We start from the raw sequence: 12,997 nt of genomic DNA, 5'->3' as shown, positions 1-12,997 counted from the left end.
CTTTCTTATTTTTACATCTTTATTCTTCAGGATAACGTTCCATTAGTTTCGTCCGATGCTTTTGCATAATCATTTCTAAAGAGATGTCATATTTATCGGCTAAAATAAATAAATTATCCAACACATCGCCTAACTCTTCCGTTAAATTTTCCAGATTCTCTTCATCCGCCAAAACTGTTTCATCCGGTCGATCACGGCCAATTTCAATTGTCCGAATGGCCCGACAAACTTCGCCGACTTCTTCTGTTAAAAAGTTGGAACGAATAAACGGATCATATTGATACCAGTTACGTTTTTTATAAAACGCACTAATAAACCGCTGATACTCTTGGATATCCATGTTCTCCCAACCTTTATAAAATGATTAATTCTTTTGGCGCATGTGTTAATACACGATTACCTTCAGCAGTAATTAATAAATCGTCCTCAATACGCACGCCACCAATTCCTGGCAAATAAATTCCAGGTTCGTCCGTAATCACATTCCCTGGTACAAACTGTTTATCTGCTCGGAATGAAACATTTGGTCCTTCATGAATTTCTAACCCAATGCCATGACCAGTGCTGTGACCAAACGCATCGCCATAGCCATAGGAAGCAATATGATCCCGTGCAATCGCATCTAATTGAATGCCCGTCAACCCAGGTTTAGCTTCTGCTAACACTTTTAATTGTGCTTCTAAAACAATGTCATAAATTTCTTTTAGTTTTGGCTGAATACTACCAATGGCAAATGTCCGTGTCATATCAGAAACATAGCCTTCATAATAACAACCGAAATCTAAAGTGATTAACTCACCTTTTTCGATGACTTTATGGCTAGCAACACCATGTGGCATCGCCGAACGTAGACCGCTGGCCACAATTGTCTCAAAAGAAACACCACTGGCTCCTTTTGACCGCATGAAGAAATCTAATTGATTAGCCACTTCAATCTCTGTCATTCCAGGTTTAATCATCTCTAAGACAAAGGCAAATCCTTGATCCGCGATGGCACACGCTTTTTCAATAATCGCTACTTCTTCTTCATCTTTCACTTCTCTTAATTCTTCAATCAAACCCATTACAGGAACTAATTCACATGGTAAAATTTCTTCCAATAAGCTATAATCAGCGAAACTAACTTGCGTTTCTTCAAAAGCTAAATTATCTAATTGCAAACGTTCAGCTAAATCTGCTACTTCGTCAAAAATATGTCCTGTGTTTTTAACGATAGTAAAACCAGTTGCTTGTTCCGCAGCTTGTTCCGTATAACGAAAATCCGTTACAAAAAAAGCTTTATCTAATGTAATCATTGCCAAGCCTGTTGTCCCAGTAAAATTGGTTAAATAACGTAAATTATACGGACTTGTCACTAAAAATCCTTGTAAATTATTTTCTTTCATTAACTCCCGTAACTTTTCGACTCTTGCCATCATTGGTTCGACCTTCTTTCTTTTTTCTCATTTTTCATTATAGCAAATTTACTTCAGAAAAGCATGAATCACCAAAAAACTTCATCGAGAAAGTTTACTGAAAATTTTACCTTTCCTTATTTTTTGCTTAACACTTTTGTAGTAAACTAATTTAGCGACTTCAAGGAGGAAATTATGAACGTTTATTTATTTCTGGCACTATTTTTCATTATTATCGGCATTTTAAGCTATAGTTTTTTTATTGAACCTAACTGCTTAGTCATACACAAAAATCAAATTAAAGTAACAGAATCAGGGAAAACCTTACGGATTGTTCAACTCTCTGATATTCATTTAAAAAAGAATTATTCTGTGAAGGCCTTAAAACAGATTGTTGAAAAAACAAATACATTACAACCAGACATAGTCGTTTTTACAGGAGACTTATTTGATGATTATGCCCGTTTCGGTATCGAAATTCAGGATGAAGTGAGTCAACTTTTCCGTAAAATTAACGCCCCATATGGCAAATTCGCTATTTATGGCAACCACGAGTATAGCGGGTTAGATACCAATTTTTACGAAACAATCTTAGAAGCTGCCGACTTTACCGTACTAAAAAACACGGGCAAATTACTGCCTGTCTCACACCGCATCTCCTTGTACGTCGCTGGTTTAGAAGATTCGTTATATGGACAAACCGACTTAGCTGCAGCTTTAGTCAACCGCCCTACTGGAACGCCCACTCTGCTACTAACCCATGAGCCAGATGTCGCAGACTCAGCAGTCAACAAAAACATTGACCTCATTTTAGCAGGACATAGTCACGGCGGACAGATTCGCTTGCCTTTTTTCACTTACAAAAATCAGCTTGCTAAAAAATATACACATGGGCTTTATCATTTAGAAGATGAAACGCCGCTAATTGTTCACCCAGGAATCGGAACCACTAAAATCAGCGCACGCTTTGGTGTCTTACCAACAATTGAACTGATTGAGTTAACTATTTAACTATGCATTAAAAAGACCGCCCCACGTTAGAGAAAAATTCTCACGTTGGACGGTCTTTGATTATGTTCGATTAATGATGAAAATCTTGCTCGTGATCTTCTTCTACTTTCGCTTTTCCTAGCGTATAAAATTTGCTGCCATTTAACCCGAGAATAAATAGCACAACCACTAGTAAAAGAATTGATAAAGATAACAATAAAGTCTGCAAGCCATCGCCATGTGCAACCATTAATTGACGTAAAATTGCGGTTAAACAAATTAAAATCAAATAACGAATCGGAATATGGTGTCCTTCTTGAATATAGCGAAGAATCATCATAATAAACTCAAATAACATAAAGAATGAAATAATTTCTTGCATGATAACTGAAAAATTATCCGGCGTCATTGGCTTCATGAGATATGTAGCGAGGTCAACTAAATAACTAGCCATAAATACTAATAAGAAAACTCCTAAAATCCCTAATACAATATCCAAAATCAAATTCACGTACTTCTTTACTACACTAAAATTCTTCTGCATAATACCCTTCTTTCTTTTGACTCAATTATTTTATAACATGCTTGTTACTACATTAAATATATCATCAATTAACCTTGTCAGACAAGCAGTTAAACCCAATGTGAGATTTTTTTTATTTTAAGATCTTCCTCTATTTCCGTCTAACCCTTTAACAAGACAAAAAAAGCTGAATCCGCAGATTCAGCTTTTTAATCATATTAGTTAGCTACTGGATAAACTGATACTTGTTTTTTGTCGCGGCCTTTACGTTCGAAACGTACCACACCGTCAACTTTTGCAAATAACGTATCGTCGCCACCGATTCCAACGTTCACACCTGGATAAATTTTAGTTCCGCGTTGACGGTATAAAATTGAACCACCTGTAACTGTTTGGCCATCAGCACTTTTAGCGCCTAATCGTTTAGATTCAGAGTCACGGCCGTTTGATGTAGAACCGCCACCTTTTTTATGGGCAAATAATTGTAAATTCATAGTCAATAACATAGTCTGCACCTCCTATTTCTCAGTGATTGTTTTTATTTGAATAAATTCAGTATTTTCGTTCTCTATTGATTGTAAACCTAATAAAAGATTTTCTAATAGAATTTGGGCAATATTTTTTTGTTCCTGATTGACAGTTGTTAACATCTCGACATAAAGGTAGCCACCTTCTACATCGTCAACTTCGACAATCGGTTCAAAACCTGCTAAGGCATCAATCCCATTGACTGTGCTAATTGCTAAGGCAGAAACTGCCGCGCAAACCACATCGCTGCCATAAGGACCTGCTTCAGCATGCCCGGTTAATTCGAATGAAACGATTCGGCCGGAGCCTGTCCGTTTAAAAGAACCTTTAATCATTGATAGGCCTTCTTTCCTGTCAACAAGAGAGATTAAGCGTTGATTGCTTCGATCATAACTTTTGTATACGGTTGACGGTGACCTTGTTTACGGTGAGAGTGTTTTTTAGGTTTGTATTGGAAAGTCACGACTTTCTTTTGTTTGCCGTGTTTTTCAACAGTTCCTTCAACAGTTGCGCCTGCAACAGTTGGCGCACCAACTTTTGTAGATTCGCCACCTACTAAGATAACTTCGTCAAAAACAACTTTCTCGCCAGCCTCAACGTTTAATTTTTCAACGTAGATTGCTTGACCTACTTCAACTTTCACTTGTTTACCACCAGTTTTGATAATTGCGTACATGCTATACAGCACCTCCTTCTTCTAGACTTAGACTCGCCATCCCAAGTGATGATTACTCATGCTTAAAAACTTGTTCTGTGCGGTTGTAGCTGTGGAGACCACAATTACAACACTAACTATAATAACAGAACCAGAAAACCTCGTCAATATAAACTCTCTATTTTCTTCACTTTCTCTCTCCAAAAAAACTTCTTCTGTTATTTAAATTTCCGATTGACTTTCTAACACTACTTCCATTATAATTAGCTTTGTTGTGTTACAACTATTGTCATAGTAGCTCAGCAGGATAGAGCATCCGCCTTCTAAGCGGACGGTCGGGGGTTCGAATCCCTCCTGTGACGTAACAGACTGACAAAGACAGCGTTACCTTTAGAGGTGACGCTGTTTTTTTTAGAGTTTATCCAATTCTTTTCGATATGTTCTCGTCCATTCACGTTCTTTTTCCTCTAATTGTTGTCTATAACGATTTCCTTCTTGATGTATCAGATGATCACTTTGTTCCATTGCATGGTAAAATTGCTGTTTGTGCCATTGATCATTTTTCGTTAAATAATTGACTTTATCTACCAATTGTCCAGTTTCTCTTCTAAAGTTTACCAATTGATTACTCAGCACTTCTTGTTGGCGGTGAATTTTATTTTTTTCTTCATAATATTGTTCTTCTAAATATTGCCGTTTTCTTCGCTGTTCCTCCATTTGTCGGTCACTCTCCCTTGACAGGTGTTTTTAAATTTGGTCTCTGGCTTCCTTTTAAAAATTTTTCTGCTGATTCTGCACTTTTCCCCTGCAAAGCTCCGTTCAAGGCATTAGGTAGGGCACTATTTGTTTGTTGAAACATGGCTTCTGAAAGTTCTTTCAAACTTGCGGTTGTGTTTTGTTTGGTTGTAGTAATTCGTGTTTTTTTAGCAGTAATTACTGTCTGGATTGCTACTCGTTCACGAGCTTTTTGTTCTACTTCTAATTTTTCTTGAAATTCTCTTTCATCCATAAGAAAACCCTTTCATTTGTTATTTTTGAAATAAACTACTTCTTGCTTGTTGATCGTATGCTTGAATATTTTTAGCAACAGTTGTTAATTTTCCGCTAAAATCAGTTAATTTTTGCTTGTATTGCTTGGCTTGGTTGCTAGTATTTGTTGCTTCAGCGCTATCCCAAAGACGACTTTTTTCGTAAGGAGCAATCATTGCTTGAACTTCTGCATAGGATAGATACTGTCGGATACTCATTGCACTTTCACAAATTTCCTTTGAAACTGTCTGGACTTCATCTTCTGCTTCTTGGAGGATATTTTTCACAAGTAGTTCGTATTCTTTTCCAGCTTGCTGAGCTTGTTTTGCAACTAGTTCTGCTAATTCACTACGTAATTCAATCTTTTCACTACCTGAAGCACTGGCTAAACTTTTCTGAATACGACTCACTTTCCCTTGCCATTGGCTGGCAATTTTTGCTTCATGAATGATTTTTTCATATTCTTTGATGATTTTCTGGCGATTTTCTTCAGATAGCAGACTTAACAAAAATTGGAGACTGTTTTTAGCTAAGGATTCACCTGAAGCATCCATGATTTTCCCTAAATATTTATCAATAAGTTTGGAAACTTTTACTCCTGCCGCAAAAATATAGCCATGTTCCTTTAGATTGGCTTCTTTGGGCGTACCATCAGGATTTAATTGATACTGACCAAAATCATGACTAGAACCGTATTTGTCCGTCAGATCAAAAGTAGTGGTGAACGTTTTCGGTAATAGATAATGCACCCGACCAATTTCATCTACCCCTTTTTTATTTCGATTCAACATGGAGACAATATCAAACGCATTCACATAATAATCGATTTTCCCTTGTTCTTCTAATTGTTGAAGATTTTCCTGAGCTTGTTGAGACATTTTATTAATGCTTTCTCGCGCATCAGGCCCTTGAAACAATACTATTTTATCAATTTTAGCGAGATCTGCTTGGGGGAGATTGGCCACCGCTTGAATAGAAATCATGGTTCCTAAAGAATGACCTGTAATCGACATAGTCGCATTAGGGGCTTTAGCACTCATCTCCATTATCTTTTGATGCATGGCTTCATTGGCTAATTTTGCTTGAGGCAAATAGGCATTAAATAACGTAAAGGAACCATTATTATTGACCCAGTCATTCAAATTATTCCCTGACCAACCTTTTTTCACGTCCATTGAAACGCCGTCACTACCGCGAGTGGCAAAATATGTATGCTGCGTTTTTGGACTCAAGGTCGGCGTATCTGTTACATAATAAGAATTATAGCCAGCTTTCTCATCTGTTAATAACCCTTTTTTATAAAACGTTTCCCTACCTACCCAGTTTTTTTCTTTGATTGTTTTTACAGTGTTGTCGGGTTGGAGGTAGACAGTACTGGCGTCATTTCCGTGGGCGTCTTTGGCGTTGGGGAAGGTGAATGGAACAGCCTCTTTATTTCGGTACTTATCTAATTGTTTATCATTCCATTTCTTTGCACTATACGGAAATTGTATGGATCTGCCATTATAAGTTGCCTGCGCTAAATCCGCGTATAAATTACTATATTTTTCTAAGTCTGCCATATTATCCTCCTTCTGTATAGTAATCGTAGTCAGCATTAATCGTATACAGTTCTTTTATTTTAGTAGGCTCATTCCAATTATTTGGTTTTATTGCAAGTCCAAATGAATTTATTTTATTGTTATTATTATCAATAATTTGTATTCGGATAGATAGAATATCTCCTGCTCCTTGTGGAAGACCATTTCCCACTGACTCTTGTTCTAACGATTCCCAACAAAACGCAACTTTAGCAATCTTTTCATTTTGCTGTTTTACATACTCCGTCATTTCTTCTTCATGCTCTTTTAAAAAAGCAATTTGTCTTTCTTTTTCTGTTGGTTCAGTCATCTTCTTCACTCCAATCGTTCCAATTATGGCTAATGCTATTATTGTTGCAATTAACACACCAAATTTTATTCGCATTTTATTTTTCACTTTTTCACCTCCTTAATATGTATGGGGAAGAGTTTCTATGTGATTTTTTCGATTTTGATTGTTTTTGATTGACTTTTTCTATGTTGATAACCCTTTTTTATAAACCTTTTCCCTGCCTACCCAGTTTTTTTCTTTGATTGTTTTTACAGTGTTGTCGGGTTGGAGGTAGACAGTACTGGCGTCATTTCCGTGGGCGTCTTTGGCGTTGGGGAAATGGAATGTAGCATGTTCATTTAGCTTAAGCTCTTCTTTTTGAACTTGTGTCAATTTAGCAAACATAAACCCTTCTTTTCGACCGATGTATGCTCCTTGGGCTAAATCAGCATAAATATTAGTATACTTTTCTAAATTTGCCATTAAATTTCATCTCCTTAACTATTCAATATTTTTTATTTCAGTTGGATTTTTTACATTATCTGGAAGCACATATATTTCAAACCCATCTAATTTTTTACCAATACCATCAAAAATAGATACTTCAACAGCTATAGTTTTTGGGCTAAAAGCCATACTTCGAACTTCAATCACTGATTGCCAACTATAGGTTACTTCTTTAACATCATATTGTTTTAAAAGTACATATTCACTTTCATACTTTACATACTCCGTCATTTTCTCTTCATGCTTTTTCAAAAAAGCAATTTGTCTTTCTTTTTCTGTTGGTTTATTCATCTTCTTCACTCCAATCGTTCCGATTATAACTATTGCTATTATTGTTGCGATTAATATACCAAATTTTATCCGCTTTTTATTTTTCAATTTTTCACCTCCTTAATATGTATGGGGAAGAGTTACTATGTGATTTTTCTATTTTGATTGACTTTTCCTAGTTGTCGGGTTGGAGGTAGACAATTCCACTATTTGGGAGATTTTGACCTCCTTTAGTTCTATCTCCTTTTTCATCAATTACATCTAAAGAGTAATTAAATTCTTCTTTTTCCTTGCTATTTTGATATTTTGGAAAAGCGTTAGGTCTACCATTATAAGAACTCTCAGATAAACTTGCATAGATACAATTAAAGTTTTCTAAATTATTCATACAACATTCCTCCTATCCTAAAAGAATTATAACTTGTCATACTTTTAATACTTGGTAATTTAGTAGATTTATCAAATTTAAATTGTAAATAAAAGCTAGAATCATAAATACTATTGAATTTTCCATCAATCGTGAGTATTTTTCCAGCTCCTATAGGTGTTCCGTTACCAATAGTTCCAACCTCTACACTTTCCCAATCATATTGAACACTGTAAATCTTTGAATTTTGAGATTTTACATACTCCGTCATTTCTTCTTCATGCTCTTTCAAAAAAGCAATTTGTTTTTCTTTTTCTGTTGGTTCAGTCATCTTTTTCACTCCAATCGTGCCGATTATGGCTACTACTAGTATTGTTGCGATTAAAACACCGAAGTTTATTCGCTTTTTATTTTTCATTCATTTAGTCTCCCTTTGTATCTACATACAAGAATTAATCTTTCGCTTTCTCCTTTTATTCCATTGATTTATCAAGATTTTTACAGCCAGTTTTTCTTTGTTTACAGTTTATCAAAAATCAATCTGGCATTTTCTCAATTTTTTTAACGTTAGATTAATTATTAGAGAATATTGCTGTATTTCTATGACACACTAACTTTCTATCTCCAATTTTTTACTGCCTTGTTGATCACTACAGGATCATTGGTATTTTACTTCTATTGTAAAATAAAAAAAGAGCGTGGGACAAAAATCACTTTGGATTTTTGCTCCACGCTCAAAAACTAATAAACGGCGGGAACAGAAGCAACTCCTTCGGAAATAAGCCGAAATTCTCCAAAAATTAAAGAACAATTTTCGGAAATTCCTTCTTATTTCTCGGAGTTAAACACTTCTGTCCCGACCTCTCCTTACTACATTTCTTTTTCTAAAATTTCTGTTCGCTCTTCAAAATTTAGTTCTTGGTTAATTTGATGTACCATCCACATGTAACCAAATGGATCAACAAATAACGAATTTTGAATAGCTCCTTCCATCATTTCTGTAACTGGTTGCATCTCAATGCACTTATTTGCTAAGGCTTTTTTATGAGTTTGCACAATATCTGCTACCGTGATATTGAACCAAATTGTATTGGGATGTTCTGAATCTGGTGCTTTTAAACCAAATTCTTCATTAGCATCTAACATATGGAACCGAGTATCATATAAGTTAAACACTACTTCATTCCTTCCAACAGGATACTTTGTCGCTTCAACTACATGGACCTCAAAGATTTCTTTATATAAAGCTAATGCCTTTAAACTATCACTAACAATAAAATCAATTTCTGTGCCTGTAATCATTGATTGTTCCTCCTTAAAATTTTTTGCAGCAGAAAGCTACTTTTTATTTCTGTTTTCCGCAAACCCTTCAGAATTTCTTAATACTGGCTATTTTCCACTTCGTTATTCTTTTTTAGAAGTTCTTCGATTCATTTGTTTCAACACTTATTTTTCTGGCACTGGATATTTCACCGCATTTTTCTTCAACTTTTCTTCGATAATTTCGTCCAAATCAAACCCTAAATTATCAGCCATCATGTAGGAGTAAATGAGAACATCAGCCAATTCTTCTTTGATTCGTTCTTCTTGTTTGATGCCTTCTTCTGCTGTTTTCCATTGAAAAAGTTCTAACAATTCTGCTGCTTCTAAACAAATTGAGAGCGCCAAATCTTTTTCATTATGGTGGGGGCGCCAATTTCTTTCATCACGAAATTGATTAATTTTTGCCATTGTATCCATCTGTTTCCCTGCTTTCTTATTCATTTGATGGCAACTGAAACCCATCGAACGTTTCACCATCATAGTATTTTAATAACTGCTCTCTAGACAGTAATGAGGAGGTTATTTCTTCCTCTTCAACAACTGCTTGATTCTCTTCTCTATACAACAAATAAGCCTGTAAAAGCTGTTGGTAAAGTTTTTTTCGTGAAGAGGCTTCCGCTGAAAGAAACGTTAATTCTTTTAAGTGTCCGCGATAGACAGGCAAATCATCAACAAATTCGATTGGTAATTCTACTACAGTTAACTGAAATTCTTCAAAGACTTCTTCGTACATCTGCCATTCCTTCTTTCTGTCGATATTGTTTTGGGGTCATGCCCATTTCTTCTTTAAAACGTTTATAAAAAAAGGCTTTGTCTTGATAGCCGATTCGTTCAACAATCGTTTGAATCGATAAATCTGTTTGCTTCAAGTAGTTTTTCGCCAATTGGATTCGGTAGGCTAAGACAATTTCCGTAAACGTTTTGTTTGTTTTGTCTTTTAAAAAATTCGATAAGTAATTCGGATGAAAATGAAATTTAGCGGCGACTTCTGCTAAAGTGACATGTGCAATCTGTTGCTCAATATACGCTAAAATCACCTCAACACGTTGATGATTCGACAAATAATTATCTTGCATCTTTAAAGCTTCTCTAGGCAGTTGACCTAGTTCCACCACCAGCAAAACAAAGGCCGCTTTGGTCACTTTATTATTAAAATAGGCCATTTTCACAATTTGTTTCAGTAATAATAGCGAATAGACGTGAACATCCGAATTTGGTTGGCTAGCAAAAACGAAATATCGAGGAATGTTTTCAAATTCACTGCTAGCAATTTCTGTAAAAAAACGATACATGACTGGTTCTTCCGCCAGCTGGTTTAAGAGCGTATCAAGAAAATAGTGCTTTTTAAAATAAAATATAATCATAGACATTCCTTGCCCCTGATAGCTAACAGAGGTGGCCTCATTGACAATCATGACTTGGCCAGCCGAAACCGAACACCTTTGTTGATCCAAATAAGCATTGCCATCTTGCTCTAAACAATAGAGCATCCGAATAAATCCTTTCGGAACGTCAATTGTTTCCGAAGATGCCAGCATAAAGCCCGCAATTTCTCGATGCGGATTTTCCTTAAATTGCGCTACTTCATTCTCAAGAGCATTGGTAGTGGTTAAATAACAATCTAAGGTCTCTAAAAACTGATAAAATGCTGCATATTGCTCTTCTTTGCTTGCCAATTAATCACCTCATAATCCAACACTTTTTACTTTACTCCCTCTATTTTTTTCTTTGGCGTTTCCTTCTATACTAGATACATGGTAACACGAAAAAAGAGATTCAACAGTTTTTAGGAGGAATTTTTTATGAAAATTAGTTTTATCGGTGCTGGAAATATGGCATCCGCTATTGCCAAAGGTGCGCTAAAAAAGCAATTTATTGCCGCAGAAAACCTTTATTTTTATGATATTCAAGTCGAAAAAACCGCCGCTTTCGCACAAGAAATTGGTGCACACGCGGTTGCTTCACCACAAGAAGCCATTGCAGTAGCTGACTTAGTTATTTTAGCGGTGAAACCGCAATTCGTTCAAGCAGCTTTACTTGAAGCAAAAGAAGCAATTTTAGACAAGCAACCGTTAATTGTTTCCATTGCAGCAGGTACGACTATTGCAGAATTGTATCAACTGTTTGAGACTACCCAACCGCTCCGTCTCGTTCGTGTGATGCCCAATATGAATGCATTGATTGGCGCAGGTGCAGCAGCTGTTTGTGGCAACGCTTTTGCATCCCCTGAAGACATCCAGACTGTTTTATCGTTGTTTCGAGCAGTTGGCCAAGCCTGGGAATTAGAGGAACAGTATTTTTCGATTTTTACTGCTATTGCAGGTAGCACTCCTGCGTATGCTTTCTTATTTATTGATTCGATTGCCCGAGCAGCCGTTAAAAATGGTATGAACAAAGAGTTGGCCTTAGAAATTGCCACACAAGCTGTACTAGGCAGCGCTCAAACTTTGGCAAATAGCACAGAGAATCCTTGGACTTTAATCGACCAAGTCAGTTCTCCTGGTGGAACCACGGTTGCTGGGATTGTCGAATTAGAAAACAATGCGTTTATTTCAACAGTCATCAAAGGGATTGAGGCCACCATCCTTCGGGATCAAGAATTAGCCAAACAAGACTGATAAGAATAATTACATGAGCGAATAAATAAGAAAAAGCGCTGAAAATTCAGCGCTTTTTCTTATTTTAGTTGAATGAGTAAGCCAAAATGATCACTGACTATCGGTGTTTTCCTACCATCAAAAATTACTTCATATTTTCGTACGTGCCACTGTTTTGGAACAAATGCGTAGTCAATCCGCAAGGCTGCTTCATTTTCTTCCCAGCCATCTATTTTTTTCTCTACTGTCGCTTCACCGCTTGTCTCTTCCGCTACAACAAATGCATCTTGAATCGGCAAGTAACTATTTTCCACTAATTGATAGCCAGTTGTACCAGCTGGGTTGTTTAAATCGCCTAAAATGACTAACGGTTGTTGCCCCATCGCTAAGTATTTCTCTAATTGTAGCCATTCATAGGCAAAACCTGTACAGGGTGTTTCCCACCAAGAAAAGTGACCAGAGACAACAGTAAGCGTACCTTTTGAACTCTCTGTCTCCGCTACTAAGATTTTTCTTGTTCGATAATTCGTTGGTTCTTGGCTTTCTGAAATAAGGAGAGCTTCACTAGTCAACGGACATTTCGAAAGTAGTGCGTTCCCTTCTTCATAAATAGCGTAACCAATGTGGCTCATTTCCCAACTCCAATAATAGTGTTGGCCTTTTTCAGCTAGATATTGAACGATTAGATATGCAAAATTATCTTCATGGACCGGTGTTTGGGTCGCTACGGGACAAAAAGTAGTTAACTGTTCTAACGGCACTTTCTTGGAAGCGACTTTCTGATTCACTTCTTGTAAGGCAATTATTTCACTTTCAGAAGATAAAATCACCTTGGCAATCTCCTCTAATTTTTTTAACGGTTCTTCTTCTAACCAGCTATGAGTATTGATTGTTAAAAGATTCATCTTTTCCCCTTCTCTTACATGTTATTAGGTCAGTGAGTGGGACAAAAATCACTTTGGA

General features: G+C 36.3%; 20 protein-coding genes, 1 tRNA gene, 1 pseudogene and 1 other annotated feature. Of the genes and pseudogenes, 3 read left to right on the top strand and 19 right to left on the bottom strand.

What is annotated here, in order from left to right:
- Window positions 1-19 precede the first annotated feature (19 nt).
- The gene (locus IGL56_RS03680; protein WP_002355872.1) at window positions 20-340 is read right to left on the bottom strand and encodes a MazG nucleotide pyrophosphohydrolase domain-containing protein; all 321 of its coding nucleotides are present in this window, start codon (window positions 338-340) and stop codon (window positions 20-22) included.
- A gap of 13 nt (window positions 341-353) precedes the next feature.
- On the bottom strand, window positions 354-1,418 hold the full coding sequence (locus tag IGL56_RS03675; protein ID WP_002391500.1) for a M24 family metallopeptidase: 1,065 nt from the start codon (window positions 1,416-1,418) through the stop codon (window positions 354-356).
- 171 nt (window positions 1,419-1,589) lie between these two features.
- On the opposite strand from IGL56_RS03675, the gene IGL56_RS03670 reads away from it, so the two are divergent.
- Window positions 1,590-2,405 (top strand): metallophosphoesterase, encoded by an 816-nt coding sequence (locus IGL56_RS03670; RefSeq protein WP_002355870.1) that lies wholly within the window; start codon window positions 1,590-1,592, stop codon window positions 2,403-2,405.
- A 70-nt stretch (window positions 2,406-2,475) separates the two neighbouring features.
- Here the strand turns inward: IGL56_RS03670 and psiE are convergent, their stop codons facing one another.
- The 4 genes from psiE to rplU form a co-directional block, all read right to left on the bottom strand.
- Entirely contained in the window at window positions 2,476-2,928 is a 453-nt protein-coding gene (psiE, locus tag IGL56_RS03665; protein WP_002355869.1) for a phosphate-starvation-inducible protein PsiE, read from the bottom strand.
- Between the two features lie 197 nt (window positions 2,929-3,125).
- Window positions 3,126-3,413 (bottom strand): 50S ribosomal protein L27, encoded by a 288-nt coding sequence (gene rpmA / locus IGL56_RS03660; RefSeq protein WP_002355868.1) that lies wholly within the window; start codon window positions 3,411-3,413, stop codon window positions 3,126-3,128.
- A 12-nt stretch (window positions 3,414-3,425) separates the two neighbouring features.
- Window positions 3,426-3,770, bottom strand: a complete 345-nt coding sequence (locus IGL56_RS03655; protein WP_002355867.1) for a ribosomal-processing cysteine protease Prp — start codon at window positions 3,768-3,770, stop codon at window positions 3,426-3,428.
- A 32-nt stretch (window positions 3,771-3,802) separates the two neighbouring features.
- Complete coding sequence (gene rplU / locus IGL56_RS03650) at window positions 3,803-4,111, bottom strand: 50S ribosomal protein L21 (protein ID WP_002355866.1); 309 nt, start codon at window positions 4,109-4,111, stop codon at window positions 3,803-3,805.
- 19 nt (window positions 4,112-4,130) lie between these two features.
- Window positions 4,131-4,206: a sequence feature (ribosomal protein L21 leader region), on the bottom strand.
- A gap of 172 nt (window positions 4,207-4,378) precedes the next feature.
- On the opposite strand from rplU, the gene IGL56_RS03645 reads away from it, so the two are divergent.
- Window positions 4,379-4,452: transfer RNA gene (locus IGL56_RS03645), tRNA-Arg, on the top strand.
- 49 nt (window positions 4,453-4,501) lie between these two features.
- Here the strand turns inward: IGL56_RS03645 and IGL56_RS03640 are convergent.
- From IGL56_RS03640 to IGL56_RS03585, 12 genes and pseudogenes are all read right to left on the bottom strand, one after another.
- Window positions 4,502-4,807: a hypothetical protein gene (locus IGL56_RS03640; RefSeq protein ID WP_002355865.1), complete on the bottom strand. Its 306-nt coding sequence runs from the start codon at window positions 4,805-4,807 to the stop codon at window positions 4,502-4,504.
- Window positions 4,808-4,814: 7 nt separating this feature from the next.
- On the bottom strand, window positions 4,815-5,099 hold the full coding sequence (locus tag IGL56_RS03635; protein ID WP_002355864.1) for a hypothetical protein: 285 nt from the start codon (window positions 5,097-5,099) through the stop codon (window positions 4,815-4,817).
- Between the two features lie 19 nt (window positions 5,100-5,118).
- The gene (locus tag IGL56_RS03630) at window positions 5,119-6,681 is read right to left on the bottom strand and encodes a cutinase family protein (RefSeq protein WP_002391498.1); all 1,563 of its coding nucleotides are present in this window, start codon (window positions 6,679-6,681) and stop codon (window positions 5,119-5,121) included.
- A 1-nt stretch (window position 6,682) separates the two neighbouring features.
- On the bottom strand, window positions 6,683-7,096 hold the full coding sequence (locus tag IGL56_RS03625) for a hypothetical protein (RefSeq protein ID WP_002364695.1): 414 nt from the start codon (window positions 7,094-7,096) through the stop codon (window positions 6,683-6,685).
- Between the two features lie 81 nt (window positions 7,097-7,177).
- Window positions 7,178-7,453: pseudogene (locus tag IGL56_RS03620) on the bottom strand (hypothetical protein); the annotation flags it as partial.
- An 18-nt stretch (window positions 7,454-7,471) separates the two neighbouring features.
- Window positions 7,472-7,855 (bottom strand): hypothetical protein, encoded by a 384-nt coding sequence (locus tag IGL56_RS03615; protein ID WP_002355860.1) that lies wholly within the window; start codon window positions 7,853-7,855, stop codon window positions 7,472-7,474.
- 67 nt (window positions 7,856-7,922) lie between these two features.
- Complete coding sequence (locus tag IGL56_RS03610) at window positions 7,923-8,135, bottom strand: hypothetical protein (RefSeq protein ID WP_002355859.1); 213 nt, start codon at window positions 8,133-8,135, stop codon at window positions 7,923-7,925.
- Entirely contained in the window at window positions 8,128-8,532 is a 405-nt protein-coding gene (locus IGL56_RS03605; RefSeq protein WP_002355858.1) for a hypothetical protein, read from the bottom strand. The genes IGL56_RS03610 and IGL56_RS03605 overlap by 8 nt, the downstream gene beginning before the upstream one ends.
- Window positions 8,533-8,984: 452 nt before the next feature.
- Window positions 8,985-9,416 (bottom strand): VOC family protein, encoded by a 432-nt coding sequence (locus IGL56_RS03600; protein WP_002355856.1) that lies wholly within the window; start codon window positions 9,414-9,416, stop codon window positions 8,985-8,987.
- Between the two features lie 144 nt (window positions 9,417-9,560).
- On the bottom strand, window positions 9,561-9,878 hold the full coding sequence (locus IGL56_RS03595) for a nucleotide pyrophosphohydrolase (protein ID WP_002355855.1): 318 nt from the start codon (window positions 9,876-9,878) through the stop codon (window positions 9,561-9,563).
- Window positions 9,871-10,170: a hypothetical protein gene (locus IGL56_RS03590; protein WP_002355854.1), complete on the bottom strand. Its 300-nt coding sequence runs from the start codon at window positions 10,168-10,170 to the stop codon at window positions 9,871-9,873. Before IGL56_RS03590 ends, IGL56_RS03595 begins: the two co-directional genes overlap by 8 nt.
- A complete protein-coding gene (locus tag IGL56_RS03585) occupies window positions 10,151-11,113 on the bottom strand; it encodes a helix-turn-helix domain-containing protein (RefSeq protein ID WP_002355853.1) in 963 nt (320 codons plus the stop codon). Before IGL56_RS03585 ends, IGL56_RS03590 begins: the two co-directional genes overlap by 20 nt.
- A 126-nt stretch (window positions 11,114-11,239) precedes the next feature.
- Here IGL56_RS03585 and proC point away from each other — a divergent pair, with 126 nt between their 5' ends.
- Entirely contained in the window at window positions 11,240-12,055 is an 816-nt protein-coding gene (proC, locus tag IGL56_RS03580; protein ID WP_002355848.1) for a pyrroline-5-carboxylate reductase, read from the top strand.
- Window positions 12,056-12,114: 59 nt separating this feature from the next.
- Here proC and mapP read toward each other — a convergent pair whose 3' ends face one another.
- A complete protein-coding gene (mapP, locus tag IGL56_RS03575) occupies window positions 12,115-12,939 on the bottom strand; it encodes a maltose 6'-phosphate phosphatase (RefSeq protein ID WP_002355847.1) in 825 nt (274 codons plus the stop codon).
- Window positions 12,940-12,997: the final 58 nt, after the last annotated feature.

It is taken from the genome of Enterococcus sp. DIV1316a, from assembly GCF_050536915.1.
In the GTDB taxonomy this organism is placed as follows: domain Bacteria; phylum Bacillota; class Bacilli; order Lactobacillales; family Enterococcaceae; genus Enterococcus; species Enterococcus faecalis.
The sequence above is the reverse complement of the archived record's forward strand: the minus strand, read 5'-3'. Positions and strand labels throughout refer to the sequence as shown.